Genomic DNA, 15,300 nt, shown 5'->3' with positions numbered 1-15,300 from the left:
GACAATGGCGGGAGAATTGCTGTCGAAGTTCGTGAACAGTTTCGGAGCCGGATTGGTTTCCGTGAGTCAAACTTTGGGTGTCACTGTGTCTCTCGTAAAAACGCAGGTGACGCAAGGGGTCAATGCTCCGGGAAGCCGTGTTGCGGCGTTGGTGGGGCTTGTCGGAGGAGGGGTGCACGGCACGGCGGCGCTCATGGTGGACGAGCAGGGATTTGCGAGTTATGTGAATGCCATGTCCGGAGGTATGATTCCGCCGAACCTGGAGGACAACGTGGCGCTGAGTGTCGTGGGAGAGCTGACGAACATGGTGAGTGGCCAGACGCTGATGAAACTCGACATAGAAGGCATGGATCTGACTCCTCCCCAGATCATCGCGGGGGAGAACATCAAGGCCGTACCTCCTCAGAAGCCTGGAATCGTTTCCTTCACGCTTCCTTTTCAGGTAAACCCCAAAGGAAACATCTATTTGGTGGTCTCCCTGCACAGTTGAGGCGCTTGTGCTTTCACCGGGCGTTCGGAAAAAGGAAAGGACGTGACTGCCAATGGAGAGAGTCCTCAAGGTCTACATGGAGCGCCCTGGTTTCGGTGTGGGATGCTGCCCTATCGAATACGGGAGGATTGAAATGGAATCCTTCCCCATGGCGGCGGAGATGCGTCGCATGGGGGAATTACTCCGGAATGTGAGGGATCACTTCGGCGAATCCGTGCGCCTGGAACTGATCGACCCGAGGAACGTCATCGCCCTGAAAGACGTGTTCCGATTTCGCATACGAAGTACGGAAGTGGCGTGGATTCTCGATGGAAAACTCTTGCTTCGAGGTATTCCTTCGTCCTGGGACGATCTCCGGTGCTCTCTTGATGCTGTTTTGGGGGCCGGAAACGAATAAAAAAAGGTGGGGCAGGGCGATGGGACAAGACCGCAGGGCATCGTTTCGCCCCATGGTTTTGCTCCGCGGCGACCATTGCCGGAGAGTACCCGGAACCGCGACAACACGCAATGACGTGTGCGGAAGGGGCATATTGTCGTCAATTGACTGCAGCATTCCTTTGGAGGTGTCTCCTCTCCTCGATTCGCGAGAGAGCGGGAGCGTCTTTTTTCGATGTACCGGAACGAACGTTCCGCGCAATGTTCCGAAAGGGGAAGAGGGAGACGCATAATCGCGTGGCGGGCTGTTCCTGGCGAAAAAGAAGTCATATTATTTCGGTCTGGGAGGAGACGGAACGATGACGTTGCGTGCGCGCTTGGTTTTGCTCGGAATCGGGGTGCTCGTTGCGGTGGGTGTCATGGCGGGTATGGCTTATGTGGGTGCTCGGAACATTCTCTCGGAAGAACTGGAAGTCTCGGGGAAAAACAGTGCATCCATGGCGGTCAGCTCCGTGGCCAACTGGCTGAACGGAAGAGAGCAGGTCGTGGCCAACGCTGCGGAGAACGTCGGATACATGTGGCAGAACTTCGGTGTAACGTCCACCATGCTCCTCCCCTATATGGAATTGCTCACCGCGACCAACAAAGCCGCCGGATTCATGGATATCTATATTGGCTTTCCCAACGGAAAGTTTGTGGATGGATCGGGGTGGATTCCTCCGGGAAATTTCGACGCTCGCACGCGTCCCTGGTACCAAAAGGCGGTGGAGGCAAAGAAGACCGTTTATGTCGATCCCTATGTGGATGCCAACACAGGAAAGGTCATTCTCACCATCGCAACGCCGGTTCTGACCGCAGACGGTTCGTTGATCGGCGTCGTGGGCGCCGATATTGATCTCGACACGCTGGTCTCCCTTGTGGTGGAGCAGAAGATCAGTGGCTTTGGATACGGTTTTCTCGTCAATCAGGAAGGGCTGATCATCGCCCATCCAGACGAAAATATTCGCCTCAAGGTCCGCATTACGGAACGTTCCGACGCGGTTGCCCCGGAACTTGCCGAATTAGGCCGACGCATGATCGGAGGGGAGAATGGCGCGGGGACCTACACGCAGGCAGGTGAACGCAAGCGGCTTTATTTCGGGTCTCTTCCTTCGGGATGGAGTCTTGGGCTTTCCGTTCCCGAGGAGGGGCTTTTCGCTCCCATCGGTGCGCTCGGGAAACGGCAGATTCTGGTTGCTCTTGCGGCGTCTCTCCTGCTCGGCGTGTGGATCTTTTTTGTCGTGCGCGGCATCATCCGCCCGGTCAGAGTCCTTCTCGAAACCGCCGATGCGGTGCGTGCCGGTGACCTCACGTCAGCGGCGGACATGTGCGGAGGAGACGAACTCTGCATGGTAGGCGCCGCCCTGGACGGTATCATTCAGGGACAGCGGGAAATTTTCCTTTCTCTCCGGTCCGAGACGAACCGCCTCGAAAAGGAAGCGAAAATGCTCGATACCGTGGCGGACGACACGGACAAGATCATCCGAACGGTGGAAGAGAAGATCGTGGCCCTTCAGGCCCTCGCGGACGAGAACGCTCAGGCGGTGGAATCCGCCAATGCAGGAATCGAAGAGATCGCATCGAGCGCACAGGGGGCGGCCCAGGCCTCGTCGGAGGCGTCGAATCACGCGGAAACGCTTCGGAGTGACGCGGAGAAAGCCGGAGAGATCACTCGTTCCACGACCCGCCGGGTCGCGGAGATGTCCGATGCGTTCAAGGATGTGGCCGAGGCGGTCGCACGTCTTCATGCCCAGGCGGGCGAGATAGGAAGTATCGTGGCGAGTATCGCGGGCATTGCGGATCAGACCAATCTTCTGGCGCTCAACGCCGCCATCGAGGCGGCCCGGGCCGGAGAGGCGGGAAGAGGCTTCGCCGTTGTTGCGGAGGAAGTCCGCAAGCTTGCCGAGGAAAGCAACCTGGCGGCCCGGAAGATCGGAGACCTCGCCAAGGGAATCATGGGTGGGACGGACAGGGCTGTTCAGTCCGCGGACAAGGGTGTTTCGCTTGCCACTCAGGGGCGGCAGGAGAGTGCCGTCATGGAAGAACGCATCGCGGCGGTTCTTGATGCCATTTCCGCCATCGGTGACCAGATTCAGAACGTGGCAGCCACGGCGCAGGAGCAATCCGCCGGTGCCCAGGAAATGGCGGCATCCATAGATCGTCTCGCGCATGGTGCCTCGCGAACGAAGGATGAGGCCCTGACGATCAGGAACGTGGTTTCCGATGTGGTCAAAAACAGCGGAGAACTGCGCTCCGCCGCGGAAGAACTGAGCGGAATCGCCCGGGAATTTCAGGAGCACCTCAGAAAATATCGCCTCGACGGAGAAACGAAGGAAACGCTCTCGCTCAGGGGTTGACGAAGAAAGGACCCACTTCTGACCGGACATTCATGGAAAGAGATGACGCGAAGGTGGGTGGAGGTCATGGAGGACCAAGAAGAAAAATTGTCCTATCTGCAGCATCTTCTTTCGTACGTGATCGGTGTTCGCCGGGAGGAAGTGGAAACCCTAGTGCAGCGTTACATGGAGGCCGGGGGAGGCGCGGATCCGGCGCAGCTGTTTGCCTTTCTTACGGCGAACGGCAGACAGTACATGGTTTTCTGGTGCGCCTTTCCCCATACGGACCAGATCAGCATCGTTCTCGGTGCCGTGTTGGCTCCGGACAAACGCGTTCTCTGGTGGAGCATCGCGCCGGTTCCTTACAACAAGGGGAGCGGCGCGCTTCGTGTCTGGAATCGGGTCCTCGAGTTGGTTTCGGGAATGGGGACTCATGGGACTCCCAAGGTTTCCGAGGGAGATTGGTATGCTGCGGAACAGCTGGCCCGACAATCCGAGGGGTTTCTTCCCGAGATGATCGGTTTGATGCTGGGTGAACTGGAATTGGCGACGGGAGGATTCGCGGGTTCCTCCGGCGAGAGTCGCCAGTTTTTCGAGGACTCCAACGCGTTGCGCGGTGCATCGGTTCACGTGGAGAAACGTATGCGCGAGGCGATTGGACGTAACATTTCCCTGAGCGTGCTCAGGGTCGCGATGGTTTCTCTGCCGGAACTGAGAGACCTCGGGTTGGAGATCCAGCCTCTCCAGAACGCTCTCGATGCCTACGTGGACAGCACGCTCGGCGAAGAGCGACGAGGGGAGGAAAACGAGCAAAACAGACCTGCCGAAGAGGCTGCCGCCTCGGTCATCCTTCCGGAGACCGGCGTGCGGCTTCTCGACCCCGTGGTGGATCCTGTGAACGGTGTTCCTCTTTCGGATGTCTACCCCGGCGACGTGCTCCTGCTCGAACGACGCGGTTTTCCCAAAGTGCCGGGCCGAGTGTACATGATTCGTGTCCTCAAAAACGGACAGTACGAAATCTACGGGCGGGTCGAGGGGGAGGACACCTTCTTTCGTTCTGTCGTTCACGGCGACATCAAAGTGGAGCTTGCCGATGGAGCGGCAAGCGGATCTCGGACAGGCATCTCCGGAATTCCCTGGTTTTTCTGGGGAGTTCTCGTCCTGGGACTGGTCGCGGTATTCCTTCTCCTCTTTTTTCTCTGGTGGTGAGTTCGAAATGCGTCAGTCCATATAGCGCCCTCCGTTGACATCAAGCACCTCGCCGTTCACGTACCGGTTTTCGAGAAGGAAAAGAATTGCAGTGGCGATTTCCGCAGGGTACGCAATGCGCCCCAGAGGGGAGAGTTCTCGGAGCCGCTCCCTGGTCTCGCTGTCGAGCATGCCTGTGTCCACCGGACCCGGAGCCACCGCGTTGGCCCGGACTCCCAGATTGAGCAGTTCCTGGGCGAGATGGAAAGTGAAGCCGAGAAGCCCCGCCTTGCTCGCTGCATAGTGGACTCCCATGGTCCCCCCGTTCTTTCCGGCGATGCTGCTCACGTTGACGATACACGCCCCTTCCCTGCCCATCATGTAGGGGAGGATGCACTTTGTGGCGAGAAATCCTCCTTTGAGATTCACGGAAAGGACGTGATCCCAGTCCGTCTCGTCGATGTCCAGCAACAGAGTCGCTTTCCCGAGCACGCCCGCATTGTTCACCAGATAATCGATGCCGCCGAAACGCCCTCCCGCATCCACCGCAGCGGCGGCGATTTCCTCCATGCGCGTGACGTCGGCCCTGTAGGCGAGGCAGCTTCCTCCCCGTTTTTCAACGTCGGAGACGAGCTGCTTTGCCTTCTCTTCATTGCTGGTGTAGGTAAAAGCCACGTCGATCCCTTTCTCTGCCAGCAAAAGCACCGTGGCCTGCCCGATGCCGCCTGTTCCTCCCGTGATGAATGCTCTTCGCCGCATTTTCTCCGCCTCCCTATCAGTTTTTGTGCACTCTTGTGATGTCGCGTGTTCCTTTCCTGGCCCGCGATGTCTTTTGTCTATGGTATCATGCTTCGGTAACAGGAAAAGGGAGGAGATCGCGTCATGTTGAAACGGCTAGCGGCGCTGTTTCTTGTGCTCTTCTGCTCCGCGGGTGTCATCGAGGCGGACGAGGGACAGGCACTTTCTCCAAAGGAGATGGGCGGAGTGGTGCTCGCGCTTTCCGGCGGAGGGACCAAGGGACTCGCCCACATCGGTGTCCTCCAGGTCCTCGAAAAAGAGGGCATCCCCGTGGTGGGGATCGTGGGAACGAGCATGGGAGCCATCATGGGAGGACTCGCTGCCTCGGGGTATTCCGGAACGGATTTGGAACGGGTCGTTCTGGATCTGGACATTGCGGCACTCCTTCAGGACAGAACCGTTCCTGCGGCCGGACAGAAGGGCAAGCCGGACCAGGCTTTTTTCCGTATCGACTTCGACAAAGACAACAAGCCCACAGGGCCTCTCGGCGTCATCAACGGAACGCGCCTGCTCAACAAGCTCCTCTCGCTCGTTGCACATGCCCCGGTGGTCCACTTCGACGATCTTCCCATTCCCTTCGCTGCCGTTGCGACTGATCTTGAGACGGGGGAGATGGTTATCCTCCGGGAAGGTGGGCTTGCCACAGCCATGCGTGCGTCCATGGCGATTCCGGGTGTCTTCGAGCCCTGGCCCATGGGAGGCCGGCTTCTTGTGGACGGAGGCCTCGTCGCCAATATTCCCGTTCGTGTCGCCAAAGAGGTTTTTCCAGGGTACCCCGTCATTGCTGTGGATGTCTCCAGCGGGCTGCGCTCCCGTTCGAGACTTCGTTTTGTCACGGACGTTCTCGACCAGGGGATCACCATCATGACGCGAAAAAACATCGAGGAGGATCTCGCCGAGGCGGCCCTCGTGTTACGCCCTGCCGTGGGCGATTTTTCCACGCTCGGAACAGGCAACGAAAAGGAGATCGTCCGGGCGGGAAGAAAGGCCGCGGAGGATGCACTCCAGGGCCTCCGAACCGTTGCGTCCTCTGCGCCGCTCCCGGGAGAGCGGCGGCGCGTTCCCGCTCCTCTGGTAAAAGGCGTTCGGGTGGAGGGTGTGCCTCCCGTGACGAAGAGTTTCTTGGAGCGCACCTACGCGTCCTGGATAGGGGAACCCGTGGACCCTGCAGTCATTCTCGATGCCTGCGTTATCATCGGAGAGCGGGACGACGTGGGAGCGGTGGGCTACCAGCTTGATCCCGTTCCGGGAGGTGTGGAAGTGGTTCTTCTCGCCCAAGAGGCGGCTCCCTACTCGGTGCTCATCGACGGGTATACCTCGAATCTGGATTCTCATCGGTGGCTCTACCTGACGGGATTGGGCCGGAATCTCTTCCGCGAAGGCGACCTTCTGCGGGCGGACCTATTCCTGAGCGACAACCTCGGTCTCGAGGCACGCTACTTTTCACCCGTCTCAGGTTACCGACGGCAGGAGATCGCTTTTTCAGTACGTCATTGGGAGACCGAGACGCGCAATGCCGGTTCCTTCGAGTGGGACCGATACACGCTGGGAATTTCCAGGACGCAATGGTGGGGTCTTCTCGAGATGGAATGGGGAATTTTTGGCGAATACGTACAATCCGGTGTGGCGGATGAGCACAACTGGGGTCCCCAGATGACGTTTCGGTATGGTGATCTCGACGATCTCGCCGATCCAACCCGAGGAAGTTCGATTGTCGCTTCCCTCTGGTGGGCGGATTGCAGTGAGTTTCTCTGGAGCCTTGATTTCACGTGGGTGAAACCCCTTCGGGAGGACATGCGTCTCCTTGTGGCGGGGGGAGTCACGGGAGGGAATTCTGGGAACCCGGTTCACGGTGCGTACCTCGGTTCTCCCGACGATCTTCGCTCCCTGGGAGGTTCGCCGCTGTACGGGGATTACGCGGCGTGGTTTCGTGTGGCGGTGCGCCGCCTCCTTTGGAAGGGCGGATTCGGTTCGCTCTACGGCGACTTTTTTGCCGCCAAGGGTGCCATCTTCAACGACAGTTGGACCGAGCAGGAATCCCCCTGGGAGATCGGCGTGGCACTTTCCATGCCGGGGCAGTTCCTGGGCGGATCGGTCATGGTCCTTTACGACGACCGCGGTCACTGGACCTTCGGTTTCGAGCTGGGAGGTCCCTACCAGGGGCATAAGCTGATTCCCTGATTTTTTTGTCGCGAGGCGGAACGTGTGGACGGAAGATCTTGCACCGGATACAATCCGGACATTGTGACCGAGGCGCGGTGTAAGAAGACGGCAGACAGGAGGAAACGAATATGGCCCGTAACATCACATCCAGAGAAACGGACTACTCGCAATGGTATCTCGACGTCATCAAGGCGGCGGAACTTGCTGATTACGCTCCCGTGAGAGGATGCATGGTGGTGCGCCCCAACGGGTACGCCCTTTGGGAGAACATCCAGCAGCAGTTTGACCGCCGGTTCAAGGAGACGGGGCACGTGAACGCCTATTTCCCCCTCCTCATTCCCAATTCTTTTCTCGAAAAGGAAGCCAAACATGTGGAGGGATTCGCCCCGGAATGTGCCGTGGTTACCCACGCGGGGGGCGAAGAACTGGAGGAGCCCCTTGTGGTCCGTCCCACCTCCGAGACCGTCATCGGCCACATGTACAGCAAGTGGGTTCAGTCCTGGAGGGATCTTCCCATTCTGATCAACCAGTGGTGCAACGTCATGCGCTGGGAGAAACGTCCTCGTCTCTTTCTCCGCACCTCCGAATTTCTTTGGCAGGAGGGGCATACCGCTCACGCCACCAGCGAGGAGGCCATGGAAGAAACCTTGAAAATGCTCGAAGTCTACCGGGAGACCATGGTGGACGAACTTGCCCTTCCGGTCATTCCCGGTGAGAAATCCGAGGGCGAACGCTTCCCCGGGGCGGACAACACCTACACATGTGAAACCATGATGAGCGACAAGAAGGCCCTTCAGGCCGGGACAAGCCATTTCCTGGGTCAGAACTTCGCCAAGGCCTTCGACATCAAGTTTCAGAGCATGGCGGGAACGCTCGAGCATGCCTGGACGACCAGTTGGGGTGTCTCCACGCGCCTTATCGGCGCCATCATCATGACTCACTCGGATAACGACGGGCTCATTCTGCCTCCTCGAGTGGCGCCCGTTCAGACGGTGATCCTCCCCATCTCTCCCGACGAGGCGACACTACAGGAAAAACTCCTCCCCGACGCGAGGGAGATGGCGGCAACCCTCTGTAAAGTCCTTGGAATGCAGCGCGCCCAGGTAGACACGCAGTTTCACATGAGGCCGGGCGACCGCTTCTTCTTCCATCTCCAGAGAGGTGTTCCCCTGCGGCTCGAACTGGGCGAGCGCGAGCGTGCCGAAGGGGTGGTGCGGTATGTCCGCCGCGACACGGGTGAGCGCGGCGACATTGCCCGGGATGCCGTTGTGGAGAAGATTCCGATGCTCCTTGAGGAAATCCAGAAGGAACTGCTGCGGCGGGCGACGGAATTCCGCGTCGCCAACACCGTTTCCGTTTCGTCCATGGACGAATTCAAGGACGTGCTGGAGAACTGCGGAGGTTTTCTCAAGGCCTATTTCGCGGGAAGCCGGGAGGACGAGAAGACCATCAAGGATGCCACGGGCGCGACGGTGCGTTGTTTTCCCTTGGGAGACGAAACTCGAGGGACGTGTTTCTACACGGGAAAGAAGGATGCCAGACTCGCCATTTTCGCCAAGGCGTACTGATTGTGGTCGATGCCATCGCCTTGCGGCGGATGTCTCTCCGGAAAAGGGCTTGTTGTCGTGCCATCGATGCGCTAGAGTAAAGGGGATCGCCTGGGGCGATCCCCTTTTTCGTGGGTTTGGATGTCGTGCTCGGGTGCGCGCGTGGGGAACGAGGAGGAAGGAGGGATGTACCGTGACGCGGGAATGTCGGGTTGGTACGACGATCATTCGTCTCTGTCTTGGGGATATTGCGGAATACGACGGCGACGCCGTCGCGAATGCCGCCAATGACCGGCTTTGGATGGGAAGCGGCGTCGCTGGGGCTCTCAAGCGCAAGGGGGGCGACGAGATAGAAATCGAGGCGATGCGTCTCGGTCCCATTCCCCGTGGAAGCGCCGTCTGCACGGGAGGCGGAAGGCTCAAGGCCAAGTTCGTGATCCATGCCGCCGTCATGGGGCAGGATCTGGTCACTTCGGGGGAACTCATCCGCCAAGCGACCGAAAGCGTTCTCACCCTTTGCGACGATCGGAACATGCGCCGGGTCGCTCTCCCCGCCTTTGGGACAGGCGTGGGCGGCTTTTCTCCGGAGGAATGCGCGAGGATCATGCTCTCTCAGATTTTTTTCCACCTCGGAGAGGAAGAAACGGATCTGGAGGAAATTGCCCTCTTTCTCTACGACGAAACAACCTTCAACGTGTTCGAGAGAATTCTTTGCGAGGTGAAATAACGTTTTTCCGGAAAACGCTCGGGGGTGTAGCCATGCGGTATTGTCTTTGCACATGCGTCATTTTTCTTTGCGTCCTTTGTCCTCTCTCCCCCTTCTCTGCCCTTGTCCCGATAGTGGAGGCATCGGACTTTTCCCTCTACGCAAACACCCGTTTCGGGTACGAAGTGCTTGTGCCCGCGGCATTTCTTCCCCAGGAAGCGCCGACGAACAATGACGGACGACAATTCCTCGCTCCCGACGGAAAGGGCTCTCTCGCGGTTTTTGCTTTCTACAACGCCCTGGAGATGACTCCTTCGACCCTGCTTCAGGAGCGGATGGCGGAACTCCGGAGCGAGGGAGTGGAAATCACCTACAAGGCAGCAAAAGACTTTTGGTTCGTCCTTTCAGGTATTGACGGAGGAGAGATTTTCTACGAGAAAGTTCTCTTTTCTCGGGATGGGGAAACCATACTCACCCTTCTTGTGCGCTATCCCGCGGTGCAGAAGGATGGCTATGAACGGATCGTGACCCAGGCCTCGCGAAGTCTCGCTTTTCGATGAACATCTTTTCCCGAAGGCCGAGGAGAGTGTTTGAGGATGTTGTGTCGGAGGTCTTTCTTCCTGGCTTTTCTGCTCCGGGGGAAAATATTTTTCGCATCGCAACAAAGTTCTTTTCTTGGAAGAATTTTCGCGCCTTGCAACGGAAGCTTTCATGGTGCCTCCAAAAGGAGCGCAGCAGCGCCTGAAAACATGGAGACCGATTTCTCAAAAAACAGAGAAGAAGGGATGTCGTGAGTGTTTTGAAGATCAATAAAAGTCAGGAATAAAAAAGGAGAAAGAGGGGGTTGACGTGAGTAGTCGAGGCTGGTAGTATCTCCCCTGCGCGCTCCGGAAGGGCCGCGAGGTAACAGCACCTTGACAAGTTCGAAGGCAGCAGAGAGAAAGACGGGAAGGGCGACCTCGGAGTCGTGGAGCCGTAGGGGAGCAATCTTTTTATGGTGAAGCGTGAAGGGGAAGCCCTATCGGCGGAAGCCGAAGAGCGAGCAGCAGGAAAACTCTGGAGAGTTTGATCCTGGCTCAGGACGAACGCTGGCGGCGTGCCTAACACATGCAAGTCGGACGGGCATTTGGTGGAAGCTTGCTGAAGCCGGATGTTAGTGGCGGACGGGTGAGTGACGCGTGAGGACCTATCTGGAAGAGGGGGACAACAGTTGGAAACGACTGCTAAGACCCCATAAGCCGAGAGGTGAAAGGGAGCGATCCGCTTCCGGAGGGACTCGCGGGCTATCAGCTGGTTGGTGGGGTAACGGCCTACCAAGGCGAAGACGGCAAGCCGGCCTGAGAGGGCGACCGGCCACACTGGAACTGAGATACGGTCCAGACTCCTACGGGAGGCAGCAGTGGGGAATATTGGGCAATGGGGGCAACCCTGACCCAGCGACGCCGCGTGGAGGAAGAAGTCCCTCGGGATGTAAACTCCTGTTGTGTGGGAAGAAGCGAGTGACGGTACCACACGAGGAAGCCCCGGCAAACTACGTGCCAGCAGCCGCGGTAATACGTAGGGGGCGAGCGTTGTCCGGAATCACTGGGCGTAAAGGGCACGCAGGCGGACCGACAGGTCGTTTGTGAAAGGCGAGGGCTCAACCCTTGTTTGCGGACGAAACCGTCGGACTGGAGTACCGGAGAGGGAAGTGGAATTCCCGGTGTAGCGGTGAAATGCGTAGATATCGGGAGGAACACCAGTGGCGAAGGCGGCTTCCTGGCCGGATACTGACGCTCAAGTGCGAAAGCTGGGGGAGCGAACGGGATTAGATACCCCGGTAGTCCCAGCCGTAAACGATGAATGCTAGGTGTGGGTGCCGTCGGGCATCCGTGCCGGAGTTAACGCGATAAGCATTCCGCCTGGGGAGTACGGTCGCAAGACTGAAACTCAAAGGAATTGACGGGGGCCCGCACAAGCGGTGGAGCACGTGGTTTAATTCGATGCAAACCGAAGAACCTTACCTGGGTTTGACATGCACGTGGTACGGATCTGAAAGGTGAAGGACCCTCATTTCGGTGAGGGAGCGTGCACAGGTGCTGCATGGCTGTCGTCAGCTCGTGTCGTGAGATGTTGGGTTAAGTCCCGCAACGAGCGCAACCCCTGCGCCGAGTTGCCAACGCTACGGGCGGGAACTCTCGGCGGACTGCCGGCGACAAGCCGGAGGAAGGTGGGGATGACGTCAAGTCATCATGGCCCTTATGTCCAGGGCGACACACGTGCTACAATGGGCGGCACAACGGGAAGCGAAGGGGCGACCCTGAGCGGATCCTAAGAAAGCCGTTCCCAGTTCGGATTGGAGTCTGCAACCCGACTCCATGAAGCTGGAATCGCTAGTAATCGCGGATCAGCCAAGCCGCGGTGAATACGTTCCCGGGCCTTGTACACACCGCCCGTCACACCACCCGAGTCGGGTGCACCCGAAGCCGGTGGCCTAACCTTTTCGGAGGGAGGAGCCGTCGAAGGTGTGTCTGGTGAGGGGGGTGAAGTCGTAACAAGGTAGCCGTACCGGAAGGTGCGGCTGGATCACCTCCTTTCTAAGGAGCCCCGTATGCACTCTCTGCGCCTTCGGACTTGTAGGGTATAGAGAACCCGAAGCATCTTGACAACCGTAGCAGCAGCAAGAGGGAGAGGTATCAAGGGCACGCGGGGGATGCCTTGGCGCTTATGGCCGAAGAAGGGCGTGGCAAGCTGCGAAAAGCCGCGGGGAGGAGCAAGCATCCCGAGAACCGCGGATACCCGAATGGGGTAACCCGCCTCGTAGAAGACGAGGCGCCTCGCAAGAGGCGGCAACCCGGTGAAGTGAAACATCTCAGTAACCGGAGGAGAAGAAATCGAAGAGATGCCCCGAGTAGTGGTGAGCGAAACGGGCAGAGCCTAAACCGAGTACGTGCCAAGCCTGCGGGCGTTGCGTAGTCGGGGTCGAGGGACCGAATGCGAAGATGCCGCAGCGTCTTCCCGAAGTGAGCAAGTTCGTTTCTAGCCGAAAGGTGTTGGGAAAGCCTGCCGCAGAGAGTGAAAGCCTCGTAGGCGAAAGGAACGGACCTTCGGAAGTCGGATCCCGAGTAGGGCGGAGCACGTGAAATTCCGTCTGAATCAGGGGGGCCCATCCTCCAAGGCTAAATACCATAAGCGACCGATAGTGGAGCAGTACCGAGAGGGAAAGGTGAAAAGCACCCCTGGCGGGGAGTGAAAGAGACCTGAAACCGCGTGCCTACAAGCAATCGGAGCGGCGCAAGCCGTGACGGTGTGCCTCTTGGAAAATGAGCCGGCGAGTTTTTTTTCGTGGCGAGGTTAAGGACTAGGAGGTCCGGAGCCGCAGGGAAACCGAGTCCGAAGAGGGCGTAGAGTCGCGAGGAAAAGACCCGAAGCCCGACGATCTATCCATGGCCAGGTTGAAGATCGGGTAAAACCGATTGGAGGACCGAACCGGTGCCTGTTGAAAAAGTCTCGGATGAGCTGTGGATAGGAGTGAAAAGCTAATCGAGTCGGGTGATAGCTGGTTCTCCCCGAAATGCATTGAGGTGCAGCCTCATGGGCAGAAGGTCACGGGGGTAGAGCACCGGATGGGTGCGGGGGTCGCAGGACCTACCAAATCCAACTGAACTCCGAATACCGTAGACCGGATCCATGGGAGTGAGACTGCGGGTGAGAAGGTCCGTAGTCGAGAGGGAAACAACCCAGACCGACAGCTAAGGCCCCGAATGGCAAGCTAAGTGTGACAAGGATGTGGTGACGCCCAGACAGCCAGGAGGTTGGCTTAGAAGCAGCCATCCTTGAAAGAGTGCGTAATAGCTCACTGGTCGAGCGTTGCCGCGCCGAAAATGTGGGGGGCTAAGCTTGCAGCCGAAGCTTCGGATCGAGATCGGAAGATCTTGGTAGTAGGGGAGCGTTCCGTATGGGGAGAAGTCGAGTCGTGAGGCTTGGTGGACCGTACGGAAGCGAGAATGCCGGCATGAGTAGCGCGAAACATGTGAGAATCATGTTCACCGGAAGCCCAAGGATTCCTGGGGAAGGTTGATCCGCCCAGGGTTAGGCGGGACCTAAGCCGAGGCCGAAAGGCGTAGGCGATGGCCAGCAGGTAGACATTCCTGCCCCGTTTGGTGGCCGTTATTACCGAAGCGGTGACGCAGCAGGCTAGGTGTGCCGGGTGATGGACGTCCCGGTGCAAAGGCGTAGGGAGGACTCGTAGGCAAATCCGCGAGTCCATAATCCTGAGACCTGACGCGGAGCTTCCACGGAAGCGAAGACATTGACGCCCCACTGCCGAGAAAAGCCGCTAGGGAGGACATCGAGCGCCCGTACTGTAAACCGACGCAGGTGGGCTGGCTGAGCAGGCTAAGGTGAACGGGAAAACCCTCGTTAAGGAACTCTGCAAGTTAACCCCGTAACTTCGGGAGAAGGGGTGCCACCCTGGTGAAGAAAAGACTTTTGGAGCTGAGGGTGGCCGCAGAACCCAGGCCCAGGCGACTGTTTACTAAAAACACAGGTCTCTGCATAAGCCGTAAGGCGACGTATAGGGACTGACGCCTGCCCGGTGCTGGAAGGTTAAGGGGAGAGGTCAGCGCAAGCGAAGCTTTGAACCGAAGCCCCAGTAAACGGCGGCCGTAACTATAACGGTCCTAAGGTAGCGAAATTCCTTGTCGGGTAAGTTCCGACCTGCACGAAAGGCGTAACGATCTGGGCGCTGTCTCGACGAGGGACCCGGCGAAATTGTGGTACTGGTAAAGACGCCAGTTACCCGTGGTGGGACGGAAAGACCCCGTGGAGCTTTACTGTAGCCTGATATTGGATTTCGGTAGATCATGCACAGGATAGGTGGGAGGCATTGAAGCGAGGACTTCGGTTTTCGTGGAGCCGACGTTGGGATACCACCCTTGATGTGCTGGGATTCTAACGGCGTCGCGTGAATCCGCGCGCCGGACAGTGTCAGGTGGGCAGTTTGACTGGGGCGGTCGCCTCCCAAAGAGTAACGGAGGCGCGCGAAGGTTACCTCAGGGCGAATGGAAATCGCCCGTTGAGCGCAAGGGTATAAGGTAGCCTGACTGTGAGAGAGACATCTCGAGCAGGAGCGAAAGCTGGTCCTAGTGATCCGGCGGTGCTGTGTGGAAAGGCCGTCGCTCATCGGATAAAAGCTACCCCGGGGATAACAGGCTGATCTCCCCCGAGAGTTCCCATCGACGGGGAGGTTTGGCACCTCGATGTCGGCTCGTCGCATCCTGGGGCTGAAGCAGGTCCCAAGGGTTGGTCTGTTCGCCCATTAAAGCGGTACGTGAGCTGGGTTTAGAACGTCGTGAGACAGTTCGGTCCCTATCCACCATGGGCGTAGGGAATTTGAGGGGAGCTGCTCCTAGTACGAGAGGACCGGAGTGGACGCACCGCTAGTGTACCGGTTGTGGCGCCAGCTGCATAAGCCGGGTAGCCATGTGCGGAAGGGATAACCGCTGAAGGCATCTAAGCGGGAAGCCCACCCCAAGATGAGATTCCCCACTGGAGAGCCAGGTAAGGCGGCCTGAAGACGACAGGGTAGATAGGCCGGAGATGTAAGCGGTGAGAGCCGTTGAGTCGACCGGTACTAATCCGCCGAGGCCTCTTCCTCTTGAAATGCTGCGCAGGTTG

Annotated in this window: 9 protein-coding genes and 2 rRNA genes; 10 read left to right on the top strand and 1 reads right to left on the bottom strand. The window is 58.4% G+C overall.

Annotated features, from left to right (window positions below; all coding sequences use genetic code 11):
* The first annotated feature begins 4 nt into the window (after positions 1–4).
* From K349_RS0109595 to K349_RS0109575, 4 genes are all read left to right on the top strand, one after another.
* Positions 5–490, top strand: coding sequence for a chemotaxis protein CheX (locus tag K349_RS0109595; RefSeq protein WP_029165602.1), 486 nt, complete (start codon positions 5–7; stop codon positions 488–490).
* A 52-nt stretch (positions 491–542) separates the two neighbouring features.
* Positions 543–887, top strand: coding sequence for a hypothetical protein (locus K349_RS0109590; protein WP_029165601.1), 345 nt, complete (start codon positions 543–545; stop codon positions 885–887).
* Between the two features lie 337 nt (positions 888–1,224).
* Positions 1,225–3,261: a methyl-accepting chemotaxis protein gene (locus K349_RS0109580; protein WP_029165600.1), complete on the top strand. Its 2,037-nt coding sequence runs from the start codon at positions 1,225–1,227 to the stop codon at positions 3,259–3,261.
* A gap of 66 nt (positions 3,262–3,327) precedes the next feature.
* Complete coding sequence (locus K349_RS0109575; protein WP_034265563.1) at positions 3,328–4,449, top strand: hypothetical protein; 1,122 nt, start codon at positions 3,328–3,330, stop codon at positions 4,447–4,449.
* Between the two features lie 12 nt (positions 4,450–4,461).
* On the opposite strand, the gene K349_RS0109570 is transcribed toward K349_RS0109575, so the two are convergent.
* Positions 4,462–5,187 carry an SDR family NAD(P)-dependent oxidoreductase gene (locus K349_RS0109570; RefSeq protein WP_029165598.1) on the bottom strand — a complete coding sequence of 242 codons (726 nt, stop codon included), beginning with the start codon at positions 5,185–5,187 and terminating at the stop codon, positions 4,462–4,464.
* Positions 5,188–5,310: 123 nt separating this feature from the next.
* Between K349_RS0109570 and K349_RS0109565 the strand changes: the two genes are divergently transcribed.
* The 6 genes from K349_RS0109565 (at position 5,311) to K349_RS0109535 (ending at position 15,280) form a co-directional block, all read left to right on the top strand.
* Positions 5,311–7,407, top strand: a complete 2,097-nt coding sequence (locus K349_RS0109565) for a patatin-like phospholipase family protein (protein WP_029165597.1) — start codon at positions 5,311–5,313, stop codon at positions 7,405–7,407.
* Between the two features lie 110 nt (positions 7,408–7,517).
* The gene (gene proS / locus K349_RS0109560; protein WP_029165596.1) at positions 7,518–8,957 is read left to right on the top strand and encodes a proline--tRNA ligase; all 1,440 of its coding nucleotides are present in this window, start codon (positions 7,518–7,520) and stop codon (positions 8,955–8,957) included.
* A 172-nt stretch (positions 8,958–9,129) separates the two neighbouring features.
* Positions 9,130–9,663, top strand: a complete 534-nt coding sequence (locus K349_RS0109555; RefSeq protein WP_029165595.1) for a macro domain-containing protein — start codon at positions 9,130–9,132, stop codon at positions 9,661–9,663.
* A gap of 32 nt (positions 9,664–9,695) precedes the next feature.
* A complete protein-coding gene (locus K349_RS16965; RefSeq protein WP_029165594.1) occupies positions 9,696–10,202 on the top strand; it encodes a hypothetical protein in 507 nt (168 codons plus the stop codon).
* Positions 10,203–10,695: 493 nt separating this feature from the next.
* Positions 10,696–12,218, top strand: a 16S ribosomal RNA gene (locus K349_RS0109540).
* An 89-nt stretch (positions 12,219–12,307) separates the two neighbouring features.
* Positions 12,308–15,280, top strand: a 23S ribosomal RNA gene (locus K349_RS0109535).
* The 16S and 23S rRNA genes sit together here, the layout of an rRNA operon.
* Positions 15,281–15,300 lie beyond the last annotated feature (20 nt).

Origin of the sequence: Aminiphilus circumscriptus DSM 16581 (assembly GCF_000526375.1) — a bacterium.
Taxonomy (GTDB): Bacteria; Synergistota; Synergistia; order Synergistales; family Aminiphilaceae; genus Aminiphilus; species Aminiphilus circumscriptus.
Note: the sequence above shows the minus strand (reverse complement) of the source record. Positions and strands in the feature narration are given on the sequence as shown.

Bases quoted from the DNA above. Each gene is read 5' to 3' on its own strand.
- K349_RS0109595 (WP_029165602.1), top strand. From the start codon at position 5: ATGGCGGGAGAATTGCTGTCGAAGTTCGTGAACAGTTTCGGAGCCGGA.
- K349_RS0109570 (WP_029165598.1), bottom strand. From the start codon at position 5,187: ATGCGGCGAAGAGCATTCATCACGGGAGGAACAGGCGGCATCGGGCAG.
- K349_RS0109580 (WP_029165600.1), top strand. From the start codon at position 1,225: ATGACGTTGCGTGCGCGCTTGGTTTTGCTCGGAATCGGGGTGCTCGTT.
- K349_RS0109590 (WP_029165601.1), top strand. From the start codon at position 543: ATGGAGAGAGTCCTCAAGGTCTACATGGAGCGCCCTGGTTTCGGTGTG.
- K349_RS16965 (WP_029165594.1), top strand. From the start codon at position 9,696: ATGCGGTATTGTCTTTGCACATGCGTCATTTTTCTTTGCGTCCTTTGT.
- proS (WP_029165596.1), top strand. From the start codon at position 7,518: ATGGCCCGTAACATCACATCCAGAGAAACGGACTACTCGCAATGGTAT.
- K349_RS0109575 (WP_034265563.1), top strand. From the start codon at position 3,328: ATGGAGGACCAAGAAGAAAAATTGTCCTATCTGCAGCATCTTCTTTCG.
- K349_RS0109565 (WP_029165597.1), top strand. From the start codon at position 5,311: ATGTTGAAACGGCTAGCGGCGCTGTTTCTTGTGCTCTTCTGCTCCGCG.